At 71.9% G+C, this 17,246-nt stretch carries 15 protein-coding genes; 7 read left to right on the forward strand and 8 right to left on the reverse strand.

Annotated features, from left to right (window positions below; all coding sequences use genetic code 11):
- The first annotated feature begins 28 nt into the window (after window positions 1–28).
- Window positions 29–733 carry an ankyrin repeat domain-containing protein gene (locus I5071_RS16995; RefSeq protein ID WP_236606515.1) on the forward strand — a complete coding sequence of 235 codons (705 nt, stop codon included), beginning with the start codon at window positions 29–31 and terminating at the stop codon, window positions 731–733.
- A gap of 507 nt (window positions 734–1,240) precedes the next feature.
- Window positions 1,241–2,002 (forward strand): hypothetical protein, encoded by a 762-nt coding sequence (locus I5071_RS17000; protein WP_236606516.1) that lies wholly within the window; start codon window positions 1,241–1,243, stop codon window positions 2,000–2,002.
- A 40-nt stretch (window positions 2,003–2,042) separates the two neighbouring features.
- Here the strand turns inward: I5071_RS17000 and I5071_RS17005 are convergent, their stop codons facing one another.
- Complete coding sequence (locus I5071_RS17005; RefSeq protein WP_236606517.1) at window positions 2,043–2,768, reverse strand: hypothetical protein; 726 nt, start codon at window positions 2,766–2,768, stop codon at window positions 2,043–2,045.
- Between the two features lie 386 nt (window positions 2,769–3,154).
- Between I5071_RS17005 and I5071_RS17010 the strand changes: the two genes are divergently transcribed.
- The 3 genes from I5071_RS17010 to I5071_RS17020 all read left to right on the forward strand — a co-directional run bounded on the left by I5071_RS17010 (window position 3,155) and on the right by I5071_RS17020 (window position 6,034).
- Entirely contained in the window at window positions 3,155–4,804 is a 1,650-nt protein-coding gene (locus tag I5071_RS17010) for a serine/threonine-protein kinase (protein WP_236606518.1), read from the forward strand.
- 18 nt (window positions 4,805–4,822) lie between these two features.
- Entirely contained in the window at window positions 4,823–5,302 is a 480-nt protein-coding gene (locus I5071_RS17015; RefSeq protein WP_236606519.1) for a hypothetical protein, read from the forward strand.
- Between the two features lie 126 nt (window positions 5,303–5,428).
- Window positions 5,429–6,034 carry a hypothetical protein gene (locus I5071_RS17020; RefSeq protein ID WP_236606520.1) on the forward strand — a complete coding sequence of 202 codons (606 nt, stop codon included), beginning with the start codon at window positions 5,429–5,431 and terminating at the stop codon, window positions 6,032–6,034.
- A gap of 46 nt (window positions 6,035–6,080) precedes the next feature.
- Here I5071_RS17020 and I5071_RS17025 read toward each other — a convergent pair whose 3' ends face one another.
- From I5071_RS17025 to I5071_RS17045, 5 genes are all read right to left on the reverse strand, one after another.
- Window positions 6,081–7,769, reverse strand: a complete 1,689-nt coding sequence (locus I5071_RS17025; RefSeq protein ID WP_236606521.1) for a hypothetical protein — start codon at window positions 7,767–7,769, stop codon at window positions 6,081–6,083.
- A 53-nt stretch (window positions 7,770–7,822) separates the two neighbouring features.
- Window positions 7,823–9,019, reverse strand: a complete 1,197-nt coding sequence (locus I5071_RS17030) for a hypothetical protein (protein ID WP_236606522.1) — start codon at window positions 9,017–9,019, stop codon at window positions 7,823–7,825.
- Window positions 9,016–9,228, reverse strand: coding sequence for a hypothetical protein (locus tag I5071_RS17035; protein WP_236606523.1), 213 nt, complete (start codon window positions 9,226–9,228; stop codon window positions 9,016–9,018). Before I5071_RS17035 ends, I5071_RS17030 begins: the two co-directional genes overlap by 4 nt.
- Before the next feature lie 182 nt (window positions 9,229–9,410).
- Entirely contained in the window at window positions 9,411–9,557 is a 147-nt protein-coding gene (locus I5071_RS17040) for a hypothetical protein (RefSeq protein ID WP_236606524.1), read from the reverse strand.
- Window positions 9,558–9,689: 132 nt separating this feature from the next.
- A complete protein-coding gene (locus tag I5071_RS17045; protein ID WP_236606525.1) occupies window positions 9,690–10,373 on the reverse strand; it encodes a hypothetical protein in 684 nt (227 codons plus the stop codon).
- A gap of 204 nt (window positions 10,374–10,577) precedes the next feature.
- Between I5071_RS17045 and I5071_RS17050 the strand changes: the two genes are divergently transcribed.
- Both I5071_RS17050 and I5071_RS17055 read left to right on the forward strand, forming a co-directional pair.
- Complete coding sequence (locus I5071_RS17050; RefSeq protein WP_236606526.1) at window positions 10,578–12,836, forward strand: polyprenyl synthetase family protein; 2,259 nt, start codon at window positions 10,578–10,580, stop codon at window positions 12,834–12,836.
- Window positions 12,837–13,151: 315 nt separating this feature from the next.
- Window positions 13,152–13,793: a hypothetical protein gene (locus I5071_RS17055; protein WP_236606527.1), complete on the forward strand. Its 642-nt coding sequence runs from the start codon at window positions 13,152–13,154 to the stop codon at window positions 13,791–13,793.
- Here I5071_RS17055 and I5071_RS17060 read toward each other — a convergent pair.
- Together I5071_RS17060 and I5071_RS17065 are read right to left on the reverse strand one after the other, a co-directional pair.
- Window positions 13,790–16,351: a VWA domain-containing protein gene (locus I5071_RS17060; protein WP_236606528.1), complete on the reverse strand. Its 2,562-nt coding sequence runs from the start codon at window positions 16,349–16,351 to the stop codon at window positions 13,790–13,792. The genes I5071_RS17055 and I5071_RS17060 overlap by 4 nt on opposite strands.
- Window positions 16,348–17,244, reverse strand: coding sequence for an AAA family ATPase (locus I5071_RS17065; RefSeq protein ID WP_236606529.1), 897 nt, complete (start codon window positions 17,242–17,244; stop codon window positions 16,348–16,350). Before I5071_RS17065 ends, I5071_RS17060 begins: the two co-directional genes overlap by 4 nt.
- Window positions 17,245–17,246: the final 2 nt, after the last annotated feature.

Below are 17,246 nucleotides of genomic sequence, written 5' to 3' on the forward strand. Positions count from 1 at the left end.
CGCCGAACGCTGTAGGTAGGCTTCGGCCATGACCCATGTCGACGACGCCACGCTGTTCGCTGCGCTGCGGAGCGCTGACCCGGATGCCGTCGACGCTGCCCTCGCGAACGGCGGGGATCCCGACGGCCCGCGTGATCGATACGGGCGGACCGCGCTCCACGTCGCCGTGAGAACCGGGCGGCACACCTGCATCGCGCGACTGATCGCGCGCGGCGCGGATCCGTTCGTTTCCGATCCTCGCGGCGAATCCGCACTCGACGCTGCGCTCGACGAGGGCGACGCGACGCTCTTCGACGCGATGCCCAGCGCAGGCCGAAGCTTGCCCCCGTTGAAGCTGGCGCGCCGGCTCAACGTCGCCGTCCGATGGCCGAAGCTCGCGAGCTGGATTCTCCAACCGGGCGATGCGCCCCTAACCGACGCGACATCCTCGGAACGAGCCATCGCGGAGGATTGGGAGGATGACGCCCTCCCCGAGCCGGTCACGGCGAGCCTGCTCCATGCGCTCGTCGACGCGCACAACTGGGACAGCGGGAACGAGCTCGTCGTGCGCGTCGTCGCGCATCCGCTCTGCACGCCGCTCACCGCGCGGCTGGCGTATGACCGCGCGGAGCTCGCGTCCTACGATCCCAGTGAACCGGTTCCCGCTTGGCAGCGGGCCGACGTGCGATGGCAGGCCGACTTGTTCGTCGTGCTCCACACGCGATTCGCAGCAGCGATCGACGAACCTCGCTGAGCGCGGTCAAAGCTCGCCGAGCGCGCTCGCGCATTCTTGGTGATGCCGGAGCTGGCGCTGGGGCGCGGTCTCGGCGCTCGAGTGAGCAGGCCGACTTCGATGCCGGCGTCATCCGGGATCCCCGGCTCGGACCCCGGCAACCGGCTACGACGCGCCGATTGTTGACCCATGTCGGAGGCACCGCGACGGCAAGAAACGCCCGGAAACGCGCAAAACTGAGACCGCGCGCTTGCTTCCCAAGCTGAATGTCGTGGGTTCGAATCCCATAGCCCGCTCAGAGAAACGATCGTGATCGTCGGCCGGTTAATTCCGTCCGCGCGAGTGCCACCTCGGCTGACGAGCTGGACGACGACGCCGCCTGCTTCTGGTCGTCGACGATCCTCGGTCACGTGCACGGTGATCGCGCGCGCGACGTCCGCCGAGGCGACGCACTTCGCGGCGTGGTCGAACGCCCTCCGATCACGCGACCCGTGAGACACCCACGCGAGCGATCCTGCATCGTAGGGCGTGCGAACGTTCGACCTCGATGCCCACGACGCTGGCGACACCTTGCGTCGCGTCGCCGCTGGCGCGCTTCGCAATTCCCGATTCGCGCTCTGGGCGCTCGAGACGTTCGACGGCGACGAGGAGCTCGCCAGAGCAGCGCTCATGGACGCGCGGCGCGTGCAGATGGCGCGCGACTCGTTCGAGCACGTCAGCCGTCATTCACCGGGCTCGCCGTGGGCAGAGCACTGGGCTGGCGTCGTGGCAGAACGTCAGCGATTGCTCGCACTGCGCCCCGCAACGCCCATCGTGCCGGTGGAGATCACGCGTTGGGCTCACGCGCGCCTCGGGCTCACCGAAGACCACGGGGAGAACGCGAGGCGAGCGCGCAAAGTGGGCACTCGCGCGTTCGTTTCGATCTTCGCGACACCGGGCGAGCAAGATGCGACTCGGGTCGCCGATCGAATGGCCCTCGGAGTAGGCGTCTTTCCCATCGCGAATGGCTGGCGGCCCATGCCGCGCCCCGACGCCGACACCGATCTCGCACATACGATCGGTCACCACCTCGCGTACGAGACGGTGCGTCGATCAGCGGCGTCGGCCGCTCATCGCGCGCGACGCTTCCTCGACGTCGCCGGCAGCGACGCCATCGTGCTCGGCAACAGCACGCCGCGGAGAGGAACGGGTCGGAGCTGGAGCCCGCTCACCGCCGCCACCTTCGATTGGGGTGTCGCGGCGATCGGGCGCGAGTGGTGCGTGATCGCAGTCTTCACTGGCGAGGACTGACGCCGTCGACGCGGGCGCGCGCGAGCCGGCCCGGTGCGCGTCAGTGCGTCGGCAGCTCGGGCGGGAAGCCCTGGTGCACGACCGCCCCGCGCCCGAAGAGCGCGTCGAGCATCGCGCAGCGCTCGTCCTCGGCGCGGCATGCGAGCCACTCGCTGCGCACCCGATCGATCGCGACGAGGTGCTCGTCGTGCGGGCGCAGCGCGAGCGAGACGAACGCGCCCGCGATGATCTCGTCTCGCACCTCGCGGCCGTGACAGCCGCCGCAGAGCGTGCCCGTCGAGCCGAGCCGCTCGTAGGGCGCGGCCTCGCTCAGCGGCAGCGACACCGGGAACGCGAGCTCCGCCTTGCGGCTGCGCGTCGTGTCGACGAATTCGCTCATCTCGAGCAGCGGCGCGCCCAGTCCCTCGGGCACCACCGAGATCACGAGATCGCCGAAGAACAAGAAGATGCGCGGGCTGCGCTCCCCCACCGCGGGCTGCGCGCTCAAGCGGCTCGACGTCGCCTCGACGTAGAGCGGGCGGTCGAGGCTCTCGAGCACGCACGGGATCGTCACCGGCGGAGGCAGCGCGTCGATCAGCGCCACCACGTCCGCGATCGTCCGCGGCGATCCGCTCACGCCCGCGGGAGCCACGCAGCGCCGCTCGGGCATCGCGGCGTCCGCGGCATCGACTGGGCGCGTCGACGCATCGTGCGATCGCGGGCCCGCCGGTGTCGCGCACCCGACGAGCACGACGAGCGTCGCGGCGGCGAACGAGCTGCGCACCATCGAGACCGAATGCTGTCGCGGCGACCCCCCTCGCTCGAGAGCGAGCCCGCATGGCACCGCGCGGTGCGGTGCGTACCTCCTCGCGCCTCGCGCGGCGCGGACGTTTGCGAGCAGCGAGCACGTGCTGCGGGTCCACCGAGGGGTGTCGACGCTGGCTCCGGACCCTCGTGGAGCAGCGTGCGACGCGGGCTCGCGACATTCGCGCCACAGTCGAGGCAGCGCGCATCACGCGCACGATCGCACCGTAGCGTGATTCTACGTGCTCACGAGAGGCACGAGGGTTGCTCGACGGCCCTCGCGTGGCGCGGACGCGTGCTCGGAGTCGTGCGGATCACGACTCCTCGAGCACGTGACACCGCGATCCGCTCGAAGGAGGCGTCCCGCGCATGAACGCGAGCTTGGCCAGTCCCGCGCTGCCGCAGCGCATCGGCCCGTTCCCGATCCTCGCCCGCCTCGCGTGCGGCGGCATGGCGGAGGTCTTCCTCGCGAACCGCGCGTGCATCGGCGGCTTCCAGCGCCGCGTCGTCGTGAAGCGGATGCTCCCGCACCTCGCGCACGATCCTTCGCTCGCGCACGCGCTGCTCGACGAAGGACGCATGATGGCGCGGCTCCGCCATCCGAACGTGGTCGCGGTCGAGGAGCTCGGGAGCGACGACGAGTCGCTCTACCTCGTGATGGAGCTCCTCCGCGGCGCGAGCCTCTCGTCGATCGTGCGCGGAGTGCGCGCTCGCCGTCAGCGCCTCCACCCTGTCCTCGCGATGCACGTCGTCGCCGAGATGTGCGCCGGGCTCCACGCCGCGCACGAGCTGCGCGACGAGACGGGACGCTGGCTCGGGCTCGTCCATCGCGACGTCTCGCCGCACAACGTGATGCTCACCGTCGAAGGCGAGGTGAAGCTGATCGACTTCGGCATCGCATTCTCGAACGACGCACGCGAGAAGACGCGCACCGGGTTCGCCAAGGGCAAGTTCGCGTACATGGCGCCCGAGCAGTTCTCGGGCGCGCGCCCCGATCGTCGAACCGACGTCTACGCCGCGGGCGTCGTGCTCCACGAGCTGCTCACGGGAGGTCGCCTCTTCCAGTGCCGCACCGACGTCGAGACCGTTCGCGCGGTGCTCCACGACGCCGTGCCGCGCCCCAGCGACCGCGTGCCGCGCCTCGGCGTCCCGCGTGAGGTCGAGGACATCTGCATGCGCGCGATCGATCGCGACCCCGCGGCGCGCTTCGCCACCGCGGCGGAGCTCCGCGCCGCGCTGCGCGCGCAGATCGTCGCGTCGCGAGAGCTCGACGATGCACGCGAGCAGATCGCGGAGCTCGCGGTCGCGCACGGCGACCCCGGTCTGATCGGCGCGCAGCCGGCGACGACGCAGCCGAAGGAGACCGCGACGTTGCCCTCGGTGCCGTGGTGGATCGGCGGCGCCGTCTCGGGCGTCCAGCTCCGCGTGGCGGACGAGGAGGACGAGCCCTCGTCGCAGCCCATCTCGCTCGAGGTGCGGGTCGACGACGTCGCGCGGCCGCCGACCGGTGCGTCGCAGGTGATCCCGGTGCGTCCGACGCTCGACGCGCGCTGGCTGTGGGCCTGCACCGTGTCCGGCGCGGCGATGCTCGCGCTCCTGGTCGTGATGCATCGCTCGACGCTGCCCGCGAGCGACACCGCCGAGCCGTCGATCGACGAGGCGGCGACGGCACCGCTCCCGCTCGTCGCCTCCGCGCCGCAGCCGAGCGATCGCGTGCGCATCGCGATCGACAGCGTTCCGCCCGACGCCGAGGTGCGCACGAGCGACCGCACCCTCGGTCGCACGCCGCTCACGCTCGAGATCACGCGAGGCGAGGCCGCGATCCCGATCACGATCACGGCGGCGGGGCACGTCACGGTCACGAAGCCGCTGGTGCCCGACGCCGATCACGACGTCCGGATCGAGCTGGAGCGCGAGACCGGCGCGACGGCGCGACGCGCTCGCGATGCGCTGCGCGGTCCGAGCTCGTCGGTCGCATCGGCTGCGGCGCACGTGGAGCCTCCTGGCCTGGTGCCCTAGCGCAGCGGAGGAGACGCGATGCGACGTCGAGCCCTCTCGTCGATTCCACCGAGACCGATCGAGCACGCGCGCCGGCGCGATCGTGCGTCGGGCACGATGTTGCGAGCGCACCCACGCGCCGAGCTGCTCGCGGGCATGACGGTGCTCGTCGTCGACAGCCACGCGGACACACGCGAGATGGTGGCGCAGTACGTCGAGCTGCACGGCGCGCGGGTCATCTCGATCGCGACCGCGGCCGACGCGTTGGTGGTGTTGAGGGCGTTCCAGGTCGACGTGTTGATCTCGAGCGCATCGACGCTCGACGACGACGATCCCGGGCTCGCGCTCGTCACGCGGATGAGCACGCACCCGAAATGGCGCGCGATCGGGTGCGTGGTCGTGAGCTGCGAAGCCCAACCACGTGAGCTCGTCGGCAAGTGGCGACGCATCGTGGTGCTGCGGCGTCCGTTCGAGCTGGAGCGCGTCCTGACCGCGACGCTCCAGGTGGCGCCGCCCTGATCGCGTCACCGGAGGCTCGCGCGGTCCGTCGAGCGCTCCGCAGAGCATCGGCGGTCCGAATCTCGACCCGGACCCTTCCGCAGAACGCTCCGCGCAATCGTCGACCTCGGCGACGAGGTCCAGGTCGTGTTCGCCGAGCGCGACCGCTTCTCGAGCGCGCGCGTGCGGCCGCACCGCGACGCGTTCATCAACTACTGGGCGGCGCTCCACGAGCTCCTGGTGTCGAAGGCCCGGCTCGGCACGGCCTTCGGCGACGACGGCGTTCGAGCGCAGGCGCTCCTCGACGCGTACTTCCCCGAAGGCGTGGGGTTCGCGCGGCTCGATGCGTACGCCGCCTGGTTCGAAGGCCAGCGCCGCCTCGATCGGATGGTCGAGGAATACCGGCTGGAGGAGATCGGAGCGCTCGCGGGCGCGGCGATGCTCACCGCGGTGAAGAAGGGAACCGCTGCGCTGGGCGAGGCGATCGGCGTCGGCCGGACGGCGCGCACCGAGGTCCCGAGCGCGACCGCGCTGCAGGAAGCGCTCGCGAAGCTCTCGCGCGCCGTGGGCGCCTACGCGCGCCTCCTGGCGGCGAAGGTGGACGAGGAGGACGCGGCGTCGATCGAGCGATTCCGCCGCGCGGTCGCTCCGATCGACGAGTACCGCGCGATGCGGGTCAAGGAAGGTGTCGTCGAGGAGCCCGTCGAGCCGGCGATCGAGCCCGGCGCGTCTCCGACTCCGGCGAGCGAATGAGGGCGCGAGGACATGCGCGATCCGCGCCGCCGCAGGGCATCGATCCTCAGCCGGGATCGATCGTGACCGCGAGATCCTCGCGCAGGCGATAGCCGCGGTCACCGGTGCGGATCGCGTCGCGCAGCCCGAGGCGGCGCAGCGTCGCGATCGCGACGTTCATGCGGTTCTCGAGGAGGCGCTCGCCGAGCCGCGCGTCCTCGGGCCACAGGCGCGCGACCAGGGTTGCGCGCGCAACCGTCACGCCGGGCTCGGCGACGCGCGCTTCCGCGAGCACGGCGAGGGTCCTGCGCAGCACCGGGCGCGACTCGAGGTCGATCGGCCGCGAGCCCTCGAGCGAGAACCAGCGTCCGTCGTGCGCGATCACGAGGCCGGGCGTGGGCTCGATGCGCGGCAGCTTCGACGCGGCCTCGCCGACGATCGCGCGGCGCGCGAGCGCGCACGCGACGCGCAGGTCGGCCCAGTGCGCCGCGACCGAGCCGCGCTCGATCTCCGCGAGCACGTCGCGCGCGTCGTCGACCGGCGCGCCCTCGGTGACCGCGAGCACCTGCTCGAGCACGCGCATCAGCTCGGCGCCGTACGCGGGGCCGACGCCCTCCTGCATCAGGAGGCGCGCCTGGGCGAACGCGGCGCGCGCTTCGGTCGGCCGTCCGGCGAGCGCCTCCGCAGCTCCGAGGAACGCGGAGAACGTGATGCGCGCGTGACGATTGCCGACGTCCTCGAGCACCAGATCGGCCTCGACGAGATCGCGCGCCGCGGGACGCGGATGGCCACGCACCAGGTGCACGACGCCGACCGAGCCGTGCACCATCGCGCGTGCCACGCGCGAGCCGCGCGCCATCGCGACCTCGCGCGCGCGGCCGAGGCAGTGCAGCGCGTGGAGCGGCCGTCCGGCGTCGACCTCGAGCATCGAGAGATAGAGGAGCGCGCGGCACTCGTTCTCGCCCTCGCCCCGCTCTCGCTCGAGCGCGATCGCGCTCTCGAGCACGCGCCGTCCTTCGTCGTGCACGCCGCGCTCGACGAGCACGATGCCGAGCTGCGCCTGCGCGCGACCGAGCACGTCCTTCGCGCCGATGCGCTCGGCGAGCAGGATGGCGCGACGCGCGTGGCGCGCGGCGTCCGGCGCGAGCTCGTGCGAGCCGATCGCGGCGAGCCCGACGTGCGCGAGCGCCTCGAGCGCGACCAGCTCGTTCGACGCTGCGATCGAGCGCGCCACTTCGGTGTGGGCGCGCGCCGTGGCCCACTCGCTGCGACCGAACGCGATGCGGCCCTGCTCGAGCGCGACGCGCGCGCGCAGCTCGGGCGGCGCGTCGTCCCCGGCGCATTCGCTCGCACGATCGGCCGCGGACTGTGCGCGCGCGATACGGCCGTGGGCCCACGCGTCGATCGCGATGCGGAGCCAGATCTCGGCGGCGGCCGTTCCCCCGAGCGCGTTCGCGGCGGAGGCGGCGACATCGTAGGCGCGCGTCCGCTCGGCTTCGCCGCGCGCGATCGAGAGCGCCGCGAGCGCGCCCTCCGACGCGAGCGCGGGGTGCTTCGCGACGGCGCGCGATGCATCGTCGACCAACGTCGCGAAGAGCGCCTCGGCGCGGGCGACGAGCTTCGGCGCGGGCGCGTCACGTCCCGCGAGCAGCACGGGCGCGAGCTTCGCGGCCTCGCCCAGCGCCTGCTGCAGCGAGGACGACGACGCGCCTCGAGAGCGCGTGCGAGAAGGCGCGGCGGCGGGACGACGTGCCATCGAGCGGCATCGAGCTTCCCACGCGTGCGCGCACGCGACCAGCGCGCGGAGCGTCAGCGCGAAGCGCGCTCGATCTCCGCGACGATCGGCTCGTCGGAGCAGGCCCGCGCGCGGGCGATCGCGTCGCGCGCGGCGGCGTGTTCGCCGCGCTCCTGATGGACCCGCGCGACGACGAGGTGGGCGCGGGCGAGCGTAGCAGGCGAGAGCTCTTGGCGCCGAGGAGCGACGAGGAGCTCGATGTCGCCGATGTGCTCGGACGGAACCGGGGGAGGCGCGAGCGCGCGCTCCGCATCGGCGAGCGCGCCGTTGAGATCGCCGAGCTCGAGCCGGACCACGGCGCGCGTGAGGCGCTGGCTCGGCTCGTCGTCGAGCTCGACCGCGCGCTCCGCATCGCGCCGGGCGAGGTCGAGCTCGCGACGAACGAGCGCGAGACGCGCGCGCTGGTCGAGCGCGAAGGCGAGCGGATAGCGGGTGTAGTCGACTCGCGACGGGTGGACGGGCGCGGCGAGATCGGCCTCGAGCGAGTCGATCACGCGCGTCCAGTCGGTCGGCATCGGGCGTAGCTCGACGACGTCGGGGATCGACGCGGCGCGATCGCGCCATCGCCCGGGCGCGAGCACGTGGGCGAGCTGCGCCGCGCTCTCGACCCGAGCGAGCGCGCGTGAGAGCCGGGCGACTTCCATGCGCGGTGCGTCGATCTCGCCGACCCAGATCCGCGCGAGCCGCGCCGCCTGCAGCAGATCGCCGCGGATCGGTCCGATCGCCCGCACCACCTCGTGGTCGTGGTCGGGCGCGGCCGGACCGACCGCGGGGAACGCGACGCGCACCTGCACACCGTGCTCGCGCCGTTCGACGCCGACCTGCGCGGGAATCAGACAGCGATGCGCCCACCCCGCGGCATGCAGCTGGCCGAGCGCCTCGAGCAGCTGGAGCAAACACTCGATCGCCTCGGACGCGTCGAGCGCCGGTGTCGCAGGGGGCGCCTCGACAACGAGCGGATCGCTCGCGATCACCGGGAGAAACGCCGGGCTCGCCAGGCGAGCAGCCACCTCCGCCGCCTGCAGCCGTCGCACGTGCGCGCGGCGATCGAACGCGAGCCAGTGTCGCGCGAGCGGCTGCGCGTCGTGGAGACAGTCGGTGTCGTCGGACGCGACGCGCACAGGGATCCCGGTGCGTGTGTCGCGCCCCTCCGACCATCCGAGCTTCGACCAGCGGGGAGCGTCGAGCCACCCGGGCCATGCCGAGCTCACGATCGCTTCCTCCCGCGAACGACGAGGATGCCGGCGAGCACGACCACGCCGATTCCGGCGACCACCTCGGTCGGCCGAGGTGTCGGCAGCGGGGCCTCGTCCCAGTCGGGACCCGGGCGCGAAGGCATCGGGATCGCGTCGGCGCTCGCCGGAGAAGCCGCGACGCACGTTCCGATCACGATCGCGAGGATCAGCAGCGCGCGTTGCACGCTCGCAGTCTACTTCTCGGGCCCGCTCGCGAGACGGCAGATCGCCGATGCTCGCTTCGCGGCGCGAGGTGGTGGCTCAGCGGCATCCGGACTTTCGTCCGTGAGCACGCGCGCAGACAGCGGGTGACGATCAGCCCCCGCATCGCGCCGCGGCCTCCTGTGGAGAGCCGAGATTGTCCAGGTCAGGCGGCGCCCAACGGTCTCGAGACGAGCTCCACCATCGCCTGGACCTCACGCTCGCCGACGAGCTTCACGAGGTCCGGGGCGCGGTCGCGCAGCATCCGCGCGAGCCTCTCTCGACCGAAGAACGGGGCCGCCTCGTGCGCCATCGCGTGCAGCTTCCGCCTTGCAGCGATGCGTCGAGAGAGGTCGCGCTTCTTCATTCGTGGCGCGGGTTCTAGTCGCGCGCGAGAAAGCCGCAAGGCCGACACCCGTGGTGGTGTCGATCCGACTCCGACATGTCACTCGGGCCACGCGACGATCACGTCGGGAAGGTGCTCGGGATCGACCCGCAGCTCCCGCATCGCCCCCGGCGATCCGTGGTGCGCCGCCAGCGCCCGCGCGATCCGCTGGAAGAACGGGTAGAGCTCGGCTCGCTGGGCGTGGAGTCGGCTCGCGTACGCCCGCGCCTGGGCCCAGGCGTCGCCGCCCTTCTTCGGGTCGTGGGCGCGCGCCGCGGCCTCCGACTTCTTGAGCTCGATCACGATCCATCGACCCCGCGACGGATCGACCGCGAGCAGATCGATCTTCGTGCGGTCCTCGAAGCGCCACTCCTGGTGCACGAAATACGTGTCCGGCCACGGCAGCGCGAGATCGCCGCCGAGCGCTCCCGCCATCAGCCGGAGCGCGTGCCTCTCCTCCAGGCTCGGCCGCGCCAACGTCGCGCGCTTCGCGTCGTACCCCGCGAGCGCCCGCGCGACGTGCTCGGGCGAGGGAGGCAGCCGCGTGAGCACGTGATCTTCTCGGTCGCGACCTCCGACCCCGATCATGCTCGCGCACGACGCGTCGAGCCCGAGCACCACGAGCCCGCGCTCGGTCGGTCGCAGGTACACGCCGCCGGGGATGCGCCCGTACGCGGCGCGCGTCGCGAGGTAGTCGTCGCCGCGCTCCAGCTCCTCGACCGCTCGCCGATGTCCGTCGCGCATCGCCCTGGTTTCCCTCCGCGCCACTCTCGCGTGAGTTTCGAGCGCCGTAATCGTACTGCAGCCGTGTGGCCGGAACTCTTGCACACGAAAACATTGGTGTGAGCAGGTTTAACCGGTGCCGGTATTGACGAGCACCGGGGCCGGCCAGTACTCGCGCACTCGGCCGTGGGGTGAGGGCCCGGGGCGCGGCCGAGAGGAGTCGTCATGCTGGATCGACCGACCGATTGGCCTCTGCCCGGACCGATCGACCTCGACGTTCACGACCTTCCACACGCGTCGTCGACGACCGAGTGGTGGTACGTGAACAGCCACCTCGAGGTCGCCGGGGGGCGACGACTGGCGCTCTTCGCGTCGTTCTTCCGCATCCTCAGCGGGGTCGACAAACAGACGAAGGAGCGCCAGCACGCGCACTCGCTCACCTGGGCGATCGTCGATCTCGACCGCGGCGAGTACGTCGCGGACTCGCTCGTCGACAAGCAGGCGCCGCGCATCGGTCTCGAGAAGCTCGATCGCGGTCACGGCACCAGCGATCAGCGCCTCCGCCGCGCGATCCGCGAGATCCTGGAGAAGGGCGAGGTCCCGCTCCCCGATCGCATGTTCGAGGGCGACGTCACGGTCGCGACGCGCAAGCTCGAGCTCGACTACGACGGCCAGCGCTTCGTGAAGAACGACGACGGCACCTACTCGCTGACGCTGCGCCATCCGGGCCGCGCGCTCGGCTGCGATCTGCAGTTCCGCCTCGACAAGCCGGTGGTGCGCCACGGCGACGACGGCGTGGTCCGCGGGCCGGCCGGCGAGGACATGTTCTATTACTTCTGCCCGCGCGCGACGGTCACGGGGTCGCTCGTGCTCGACGGGCAGCGCGTGCCGGTGGAGCGCGCGATCGGCTGGTACGACCACGAGTTCGGCGGGCATCGCGAGAGCGGGACGACGGACGCTCCCGCCGAGGGCGAGCCGGAGCCGGAGCGCGAGGTCGCGTGGAACTGGGTCTCGCTGCAGCTCGACAACGGCGTCGAGATCTCGGCGTACGACCTCTTCGATCTCGCGCGTCAGGGCGAGAAGCGCATCGAAGGGCGCACGAAGGTCATCGATCGGGCTGGGCGCGTCGCGAGCCACGACGCGTTCACGCTCGAGGCGAGCGGACGCTTCGTCTCGACCCGCACGTTCAACGAGTACCCGACGTCGTGGCGGCTGCGTCAGCCCGAGGCGCGGCTGGATCTCGAGCTCGTCGCGCCGGTCGACGATCAGGAGTTCATCACCGTGCTCTCGGAGCCGGCGTTCTGGGAAGGACGAGTCGAGGTCCGAGGGACCATCGCGGGCGAGGCGGTGCGCGGCGTCGGCTTCGTGGAGCGCAGCGGCTTCTCGCACACCGACACGCTCGACGAGTTCTTCTCCGCGGTGGGCACCGAGACGCGCCGCAGCGTGCACTCGATCATGCCGCTCGAGCCGAGCGTCGCGGAGATGCGCGAGCTGATCGCCTCGCGCGAGCGCGAGCAGTACATGCGCGGCGTCGACGTGCAGCTCGTCGCCGACTACCTGACCAAGCCGATCCGCGAGATCGTCGATCGCGGCGGCAAGTCGTGGCGTTCGTACGCGGCGCTCGCGTGCTGCGACGTCGTCGGCGGCGACTCCCGACGCTACGTGCGCTGGCTCGCGATGCCGGAGCTGATGCACACCGGATCGCTGATCGTCGACGACGTGCAGGATCGATCGGAGGTCCGGCGCGGCGGGCCGACATGCCACGCGGTGCACGGCGACGCGATCGCGATCAACTCGGGGACCGCGGCGTACTTCCTCGGGCAGAAGCTGCTGCGCGACGAGGCGATGTCGTCGGCGCGCCAGGTGCGCATCTACGACCTCTACTTCGAAGCCCTGCGAGCCGGGCACGGCGGTCAGGCGCTCGACCTCGCGGGGCTGCACCAGTTCGTGCCGGCAGCGGTCGAGTCGGGCGACAGCGCGGATCTCGAGGAGCGTGTGCTCGCGATCCATCGGCTGAAGACCGCGGCACCCGCGGCCGCGCTCGCGCGGATGGGCGCGCTCGCGGGCCAGGGCACCGAGGCGCAGATCGAGGCGGTCGGCGGGTTCTTCGAGGCGCTCGGCCTCGCGTTCCAGATCGTCGACGACGTGCTCAACCTCGAGGGCTTCCGCGGCGATCTGAAGACGCGCGGCGAGGACGTGATGCACGGCAAGGTCACCCTGCCGTTCGCGAAGGCGATGTCGCGGCTCGGGCGCGAGGAGCGCGTCGAGCTGTTCCGCATCGTCGCGTCGAAGCCGAGCGACACGACGGTGGTCGCGCGCGCGGTCGAGATGATGGCGAGCTCGGGCGCGATCGCGGCGTGCAAGCAGCAGGCGCGCGATCTCGTGGAGGACGCGTGGGCGCGCTTCGATCCGCTGGTCGAGGCGTCGCTCGTGAAGGTGATGCTCCGCGGCTTCGGCTGGTACGTGCTGGAGCGCCATTACTGAGCTCGGTGATCCACCGGGAACGACGCGGCGCGATCCCGGGCCTGATCGTCCACCGCTCGCTGCGCTCCCTCCTCACGTACCGAAGTACGCTGCGGGGGGTGCTCGCGACCGGCGGCCGCTGAGGCCCGGTCTCCCGCCGCGCGATGGTCTTCGGCGATGCTGCGCGATCCGATCGCGGGCGACGTCATGACTCGAGAGGTCGGACGGCCATCCGTTCGGCCGCCCGGGGGACGGTTCGGGGGCTCCTGACGACAGGTCGGCCGAATCGCCGTGACCCGCATTGCACGGGGCGGGGCGTGCTTTCACGCCTTCGGGGTGAGCGGTGCGGCGATGCAGGGCGCGGTGATCGACCGGGCGCGGTCGATCGACGACGTGGCGTGCGAAGCGGCGTGGGGCGTGGACGCGACGTGCGCGCTCTCGGGCACGGTGCGCGGGCTCCTGGTGCGGCGCTGGGCGGAGAACCTGCGGCGCCGCTTCGGCGCGGACGCCGCCGATCGGGTGAAGGCGCGGATGGGCGCGCTGGCGCTCGCGGACGATCCCCGCGACGACGCGTGGGTGCCGGTCGCAGCGCAGCTGCGAGCGACCGAGCTCGTCGTCGAGCTCTTCCTCGGCGGAGATCGCCGCGCGCTCGTGCCGGTCGTGATCGACGACGCGATGCGCAACGCGAGCACGATGTCGAAGCTCGCGCTGCGCACCGCAGGACCGGGCGCGCTGCTCTCGCGCACCGGGTCGCTGCACGGGCACGCATGCAGCGAAGGACGCGCGGAGGCGTCGGTGCAGGGCTCGCGGGCGCGGCTGCGCTACGTGGAGAGCCCGCTCTTCGAGCATCCGACGTGGCGCCTGCTCGCGATGACCGGCGCGTGCGGGCTCGTCGCGCTCTCGAGCCGCACGCTGGTGTCGATCGAGGCCCACGACGTCGGACCGCACGGCTTCGGCCTCGAGATCGCCTGGCGCTAACGTCCGTCCGCGATGCGCGAGAGCACGTCGAGGAGCAGCGAGGGGAGCTCCTCGGCCTTCTTCATCGTCATCGTCTCGCCGCCGATCGACGAGACCAGCGCGTCGCGGCTCTCCTTCATCACGCAGCCGTGCGCCGCGGCGATCAGCGACACGCCGTGATCGGCGATGCGCGATCCGAGGGTGCGTAGCTCGTCCGGGCGCTCGCTGAACGCGAAGTCGCTCAGCACGAAGAGCACGCGCAGCGTGGCCTCGACGCCAGTCATCTCGTCCTCGACGAAGCGCAGCGCCTGATCGACGCAGGTGCCGCCGCGCGCGTAGAGGTCGAGCAGCTCGTCGGCGACCGCGTCGAGATCGGCCTCGTCCGCGAAGCGCTTCACCACGTGGGTGTCGCTCTCGAAGAGCGCGAGGCTGATCTCGTCGGAGCGCAGCTTCCCGAGGAGCATCACCACCGCGATCGAGCACATCGCGAGATCGGGCCCGCTCATCGAGCCCGAGATGTCGATGAGCACCGAGACCGCGGCGCGCCCGCGCACCGTCTCCGACACGAGCAGATCGTCGTCGCGCGCGTCGTCGAGGCGACGTCCTTCTTCGATCACGCGCTCGAGGCTCGCGTCGAGATCGAGCAGATCGAGGTCGTCGCCGGCGCGCATCGGGCGGGTGCGGGTCTCGGGGATCAAGCCGCGCTCCGCGCTCGCGCCCGACTTGCCGAGCCACTCGAACGCGAGATCGACCAGCGCGTCCTTCGCGATCGCCTTGATGCGCGACTTGAGGGGATCGACGAGCGCGCCGCGGTGCGAGAACCACTGCTTGAGCAGGTTCGAGCCGCCGCCGATCCCCTTGAAGCCGAGGCCCTGCATCACGAGGTCCTCGGGCAGGCGCTGGGTCGCGCCGCCGAGATCGATCGCGAGCAGCGCGGCGATCGCCTCGAGGTTCGAGGTCTCGCTCGCGACGCCGCAGAGCTCGTCGAGGAGCGCGTGCGGGATCGACCCGATGCGATCGACCAGGCGCGCGTAACGATCGGCGTCGTGCGCGTCGCCGAGGACCATCGCGCGGAGCTGCTCGAGGGCCTGGCCGATGCGGTCGTAGACCTCGTTGGGATCGATGCCGAGCAGCGTCGCGACCTCGACGAGCCGCTCGAGATCGTCGGGGACGAGCGCGTGCTCGAGGAGCTCGTCGAGGAGCGGCAGGAAGTGCGCGGCGACGCGCACGGTGCACGGGACCTCGGTGGCGAGCCGTCGCGCGGCCTTCACCGCGGAGGAGACGTTGGTGCCCGCGAGATCGCGCGCGAGCACGATGCTCGCGGCGAGCGCGTGGGGCACCGGCGGGAGCGCATCGGTGGTCGCGTCGAGGTAGTCGTCCGCGGCCTCTTCGCGCATCTCGAGCACGTGCGCCTCGAGGGCGGGACCGACGAGCGCGTGATAGCGGGCCGAGTCGACCGCGACGTCGACGAGCTCGCGCAGCGTGGGCGCACGGCCGAGCGCGCTCGCCCACGCCTCGAGCACACGATCCTCGACGCTGTGCCCGAAGCGCTCGCGCAGCGTGCGCGCGGCGTTCATCGCGCGCCTCGGGCTCTCGATCGCGGAGCGCGTGATCAGCGCGGCCGAAGGATCGACGTACTCCTCGAGCCCGAGCAGGAGCTCGGCGTGCTCGGCGAGATCGAGCGGGCGCGCGAGCGCGGCACGGCGGAAGTCGCGCGAGTCGATCGTGTGGGGCGCGACGAAGCGCAGCGTGGTGCCGAGATCGCGCGGTGACGCGCTGGTCGCGAGATCGGCGAGGTGGGTGCGGAGCTCGCGATCGCGGCCCAGGCCCGCGAGGAAGCCCGCGACCTCCCAGGGATGACGCGCCTCGTGCGCGAGCAGCGTGCCGAAGCCCGCGCTGCACGCGTGCAGCACGTGCGGGGGCGTGAGCGCGCCGACCTGCGCGAGGAGGCGCTCACGCACCAGCACGCGAACGTGATCGACGGTGCGCGCCGAGACCGACGCCATCTCCGCGGCGCCGCCGAAGAGCACCACGAGCTCGCCGAGCGCGCGCTCCTCGGGATCGGCAGACGAATAGAGGCGCTCGAAGAGCTCGAAGGGATCCGAGGAGTCCGGCTTCGCGCCGTCGTCGATCATCGACTCGAGATCGGCGAGATCGGCGAGCGAGTCGAGGTCGACATCGAGCGCCGCGAGATCACCGAGGATGCCGGAGACCGCGTCGGGCACCGGCGCGGTCGCGACGACCTTCGCGTCCTCGCGCACCTTGGTGGGCGACGACGCCGCGCCCGCGGTCTCGGCGCGCGGAAAGAGCAGCTCGCGCGCGACGGACTCCGCGATCGCCTGGTCCTCGAAGGGCGTCGTGAGGATCGCCGCGTCGAGGTAGTCGCGCGCAGTGAGCCGCTTCGTGCGCGCATAACGCGCGGTGAGGAAGCGCGGGATCGCGATCGTCGCGCGCAGGCTCGGGGTGCACGCGATCCCGGCGTGACGACGGAGCCTCCGGGTGAGCTCGACCGCGAACGCGATCGGCGTCCACTCCGGCGTCTCGTCGCCGCGGAAGCGTCCGTCGTCGATCTCGCTCAACCGGTGGTCCCCAGCGTCTTGGTGAGGAGCGAGTCGAGGTAGTGCTCGAGGTTGCGGCCCGGCTTCACGCGGATCGCCTCGGAGAGCACGAGGCGCGCGGCCTGCGCGAGCAGCTTGTGATCGATGGGCTGACCGAGGCGTCGCGCGCGCTCGGCGGCGAAGCGCGCGATGCCGATGCTCGAGCGGATCGACGCGGGCGACTCGATCGCGGGGTCCTCTCGCGTCTGCTCGACCATCTCGAGCACGAGCTCGATCTGACCGGGCGCGAGCTTGTACTCGCCGCAGTGCTGCTCGACGATCTTCAGCTCGGTCGCGCGCTTCGGGTACGCGAGGCGGATCCAGACCTTGATGCGATCGCGGATCGCGCTCGGGAGGCGTCGCGTGCCGCGGTTCTCGGTCGGGTTCATCGCGGCGATCAGATAGAAGTCCTCGTGCACGCGGTACCACGCGCGCAGTGCGGGGATGTAGAGGCGACGCTCCTCGAGCGCGTCGAGCATCGTGTTGAGCACGTACTCGTCGCCGCGGTTGAGCTCGTTCGCGAGGAACACGCCGCCCTTCAGCGCGGCGAGCGTGAAGGGCCCGGGCACGAACGCCTCGGGCGCGTAGCCGTACTTGAACACGAGCGTCGGATCGAAGCTGCCGACGAGGTTCGCGGGGCGCACGAGATCGCTGAACGTGACCCACTCGAAGGGCCGCCCGAGGTCCTCGGCGAACTTGCGGCACAGCGCGGTCTTGCCCGCCCCCACCGGCCCGATCAGCCCGACGAAGAGCCCCGCGTTGTGTGCGTCGAGCATCGCGTCGTACGCCTCTCGGTACTGCCCCTCGAGCACGACGCCGGACTCGCTGCGCGGATCGTCGACCTTCGCGCGCGCCAAGAGCTCCACGTGATCCACGA

It is taken from the genome of Sandaracinus amylolyticus, assembly GCF_021631985.1.
Classification (GTDB): Bacteria; Myxococcota_A; Polyangia; order Polyangiales; family Sandaracinaceae; genus Sandaracinus; species Sandaracinus amylolyticus_A.

Bases quoted from the DNA above. Each gene is read 5' to 3' on its own strand.
- I5071_RS16995 (WP_236606515.1), top strand. From the start codon at position 29: ATGACCCATGTCGACGACGCCACGCTGTTCGCTGCGCTGCGGAGCGCT.
- I5071_RS17005 (WP_236606517.1), bottom strand. From the start codon at position 2,768: ATGGTGCGCAGCTCGTTCGCCGCCGCGACGCTCGTCGTGCTCGTCGGG.
- I5071_RS17010 (WP_236606518.1), top strand. From the start codon at position 3,155: ATGAACGCGAGCTTGGCCAGTCCCGCGCTGCCGCAGCGCATCGGCCCG.
- I5071_RS17015 (WP_236606519.1), top strand. From the start codon at position 4,823: ATGCGACGTCGAGCCCTCTCGTCGATTCCACCGAGACCGATCGAGCAC.
- I5071_RS17025 (WP_236606521.1), bottom strand. From the start codon at position 7,769: ATGGCACGTCGTCCCGCCGCCGCGCCTTCTCGCACGCGCTCTCGAGGC.
- I5071_RS17040 (WP_236606524.1), bottom strand. From the start codon at position 9,557: ATGGCGCACGAGGCGGCCCCGTTCTTCGGTCGAGAGAGGCTCGCGCGG.
- I5071_RS17045 (WP_236606525.1), bottom strand. From the start codon at position 10,373: ATGCGCGACGGACATCGGCGAGCGGTCGAGGAGCTGGAGCGCGGCGAC.
- I5071_RS17050 (WP_236606526.1), top strand. From the start codon at position 10,578: ATGCTGGATCGACCGACCGATTGGCCTCTGCCCGGACCGATCGACCTC.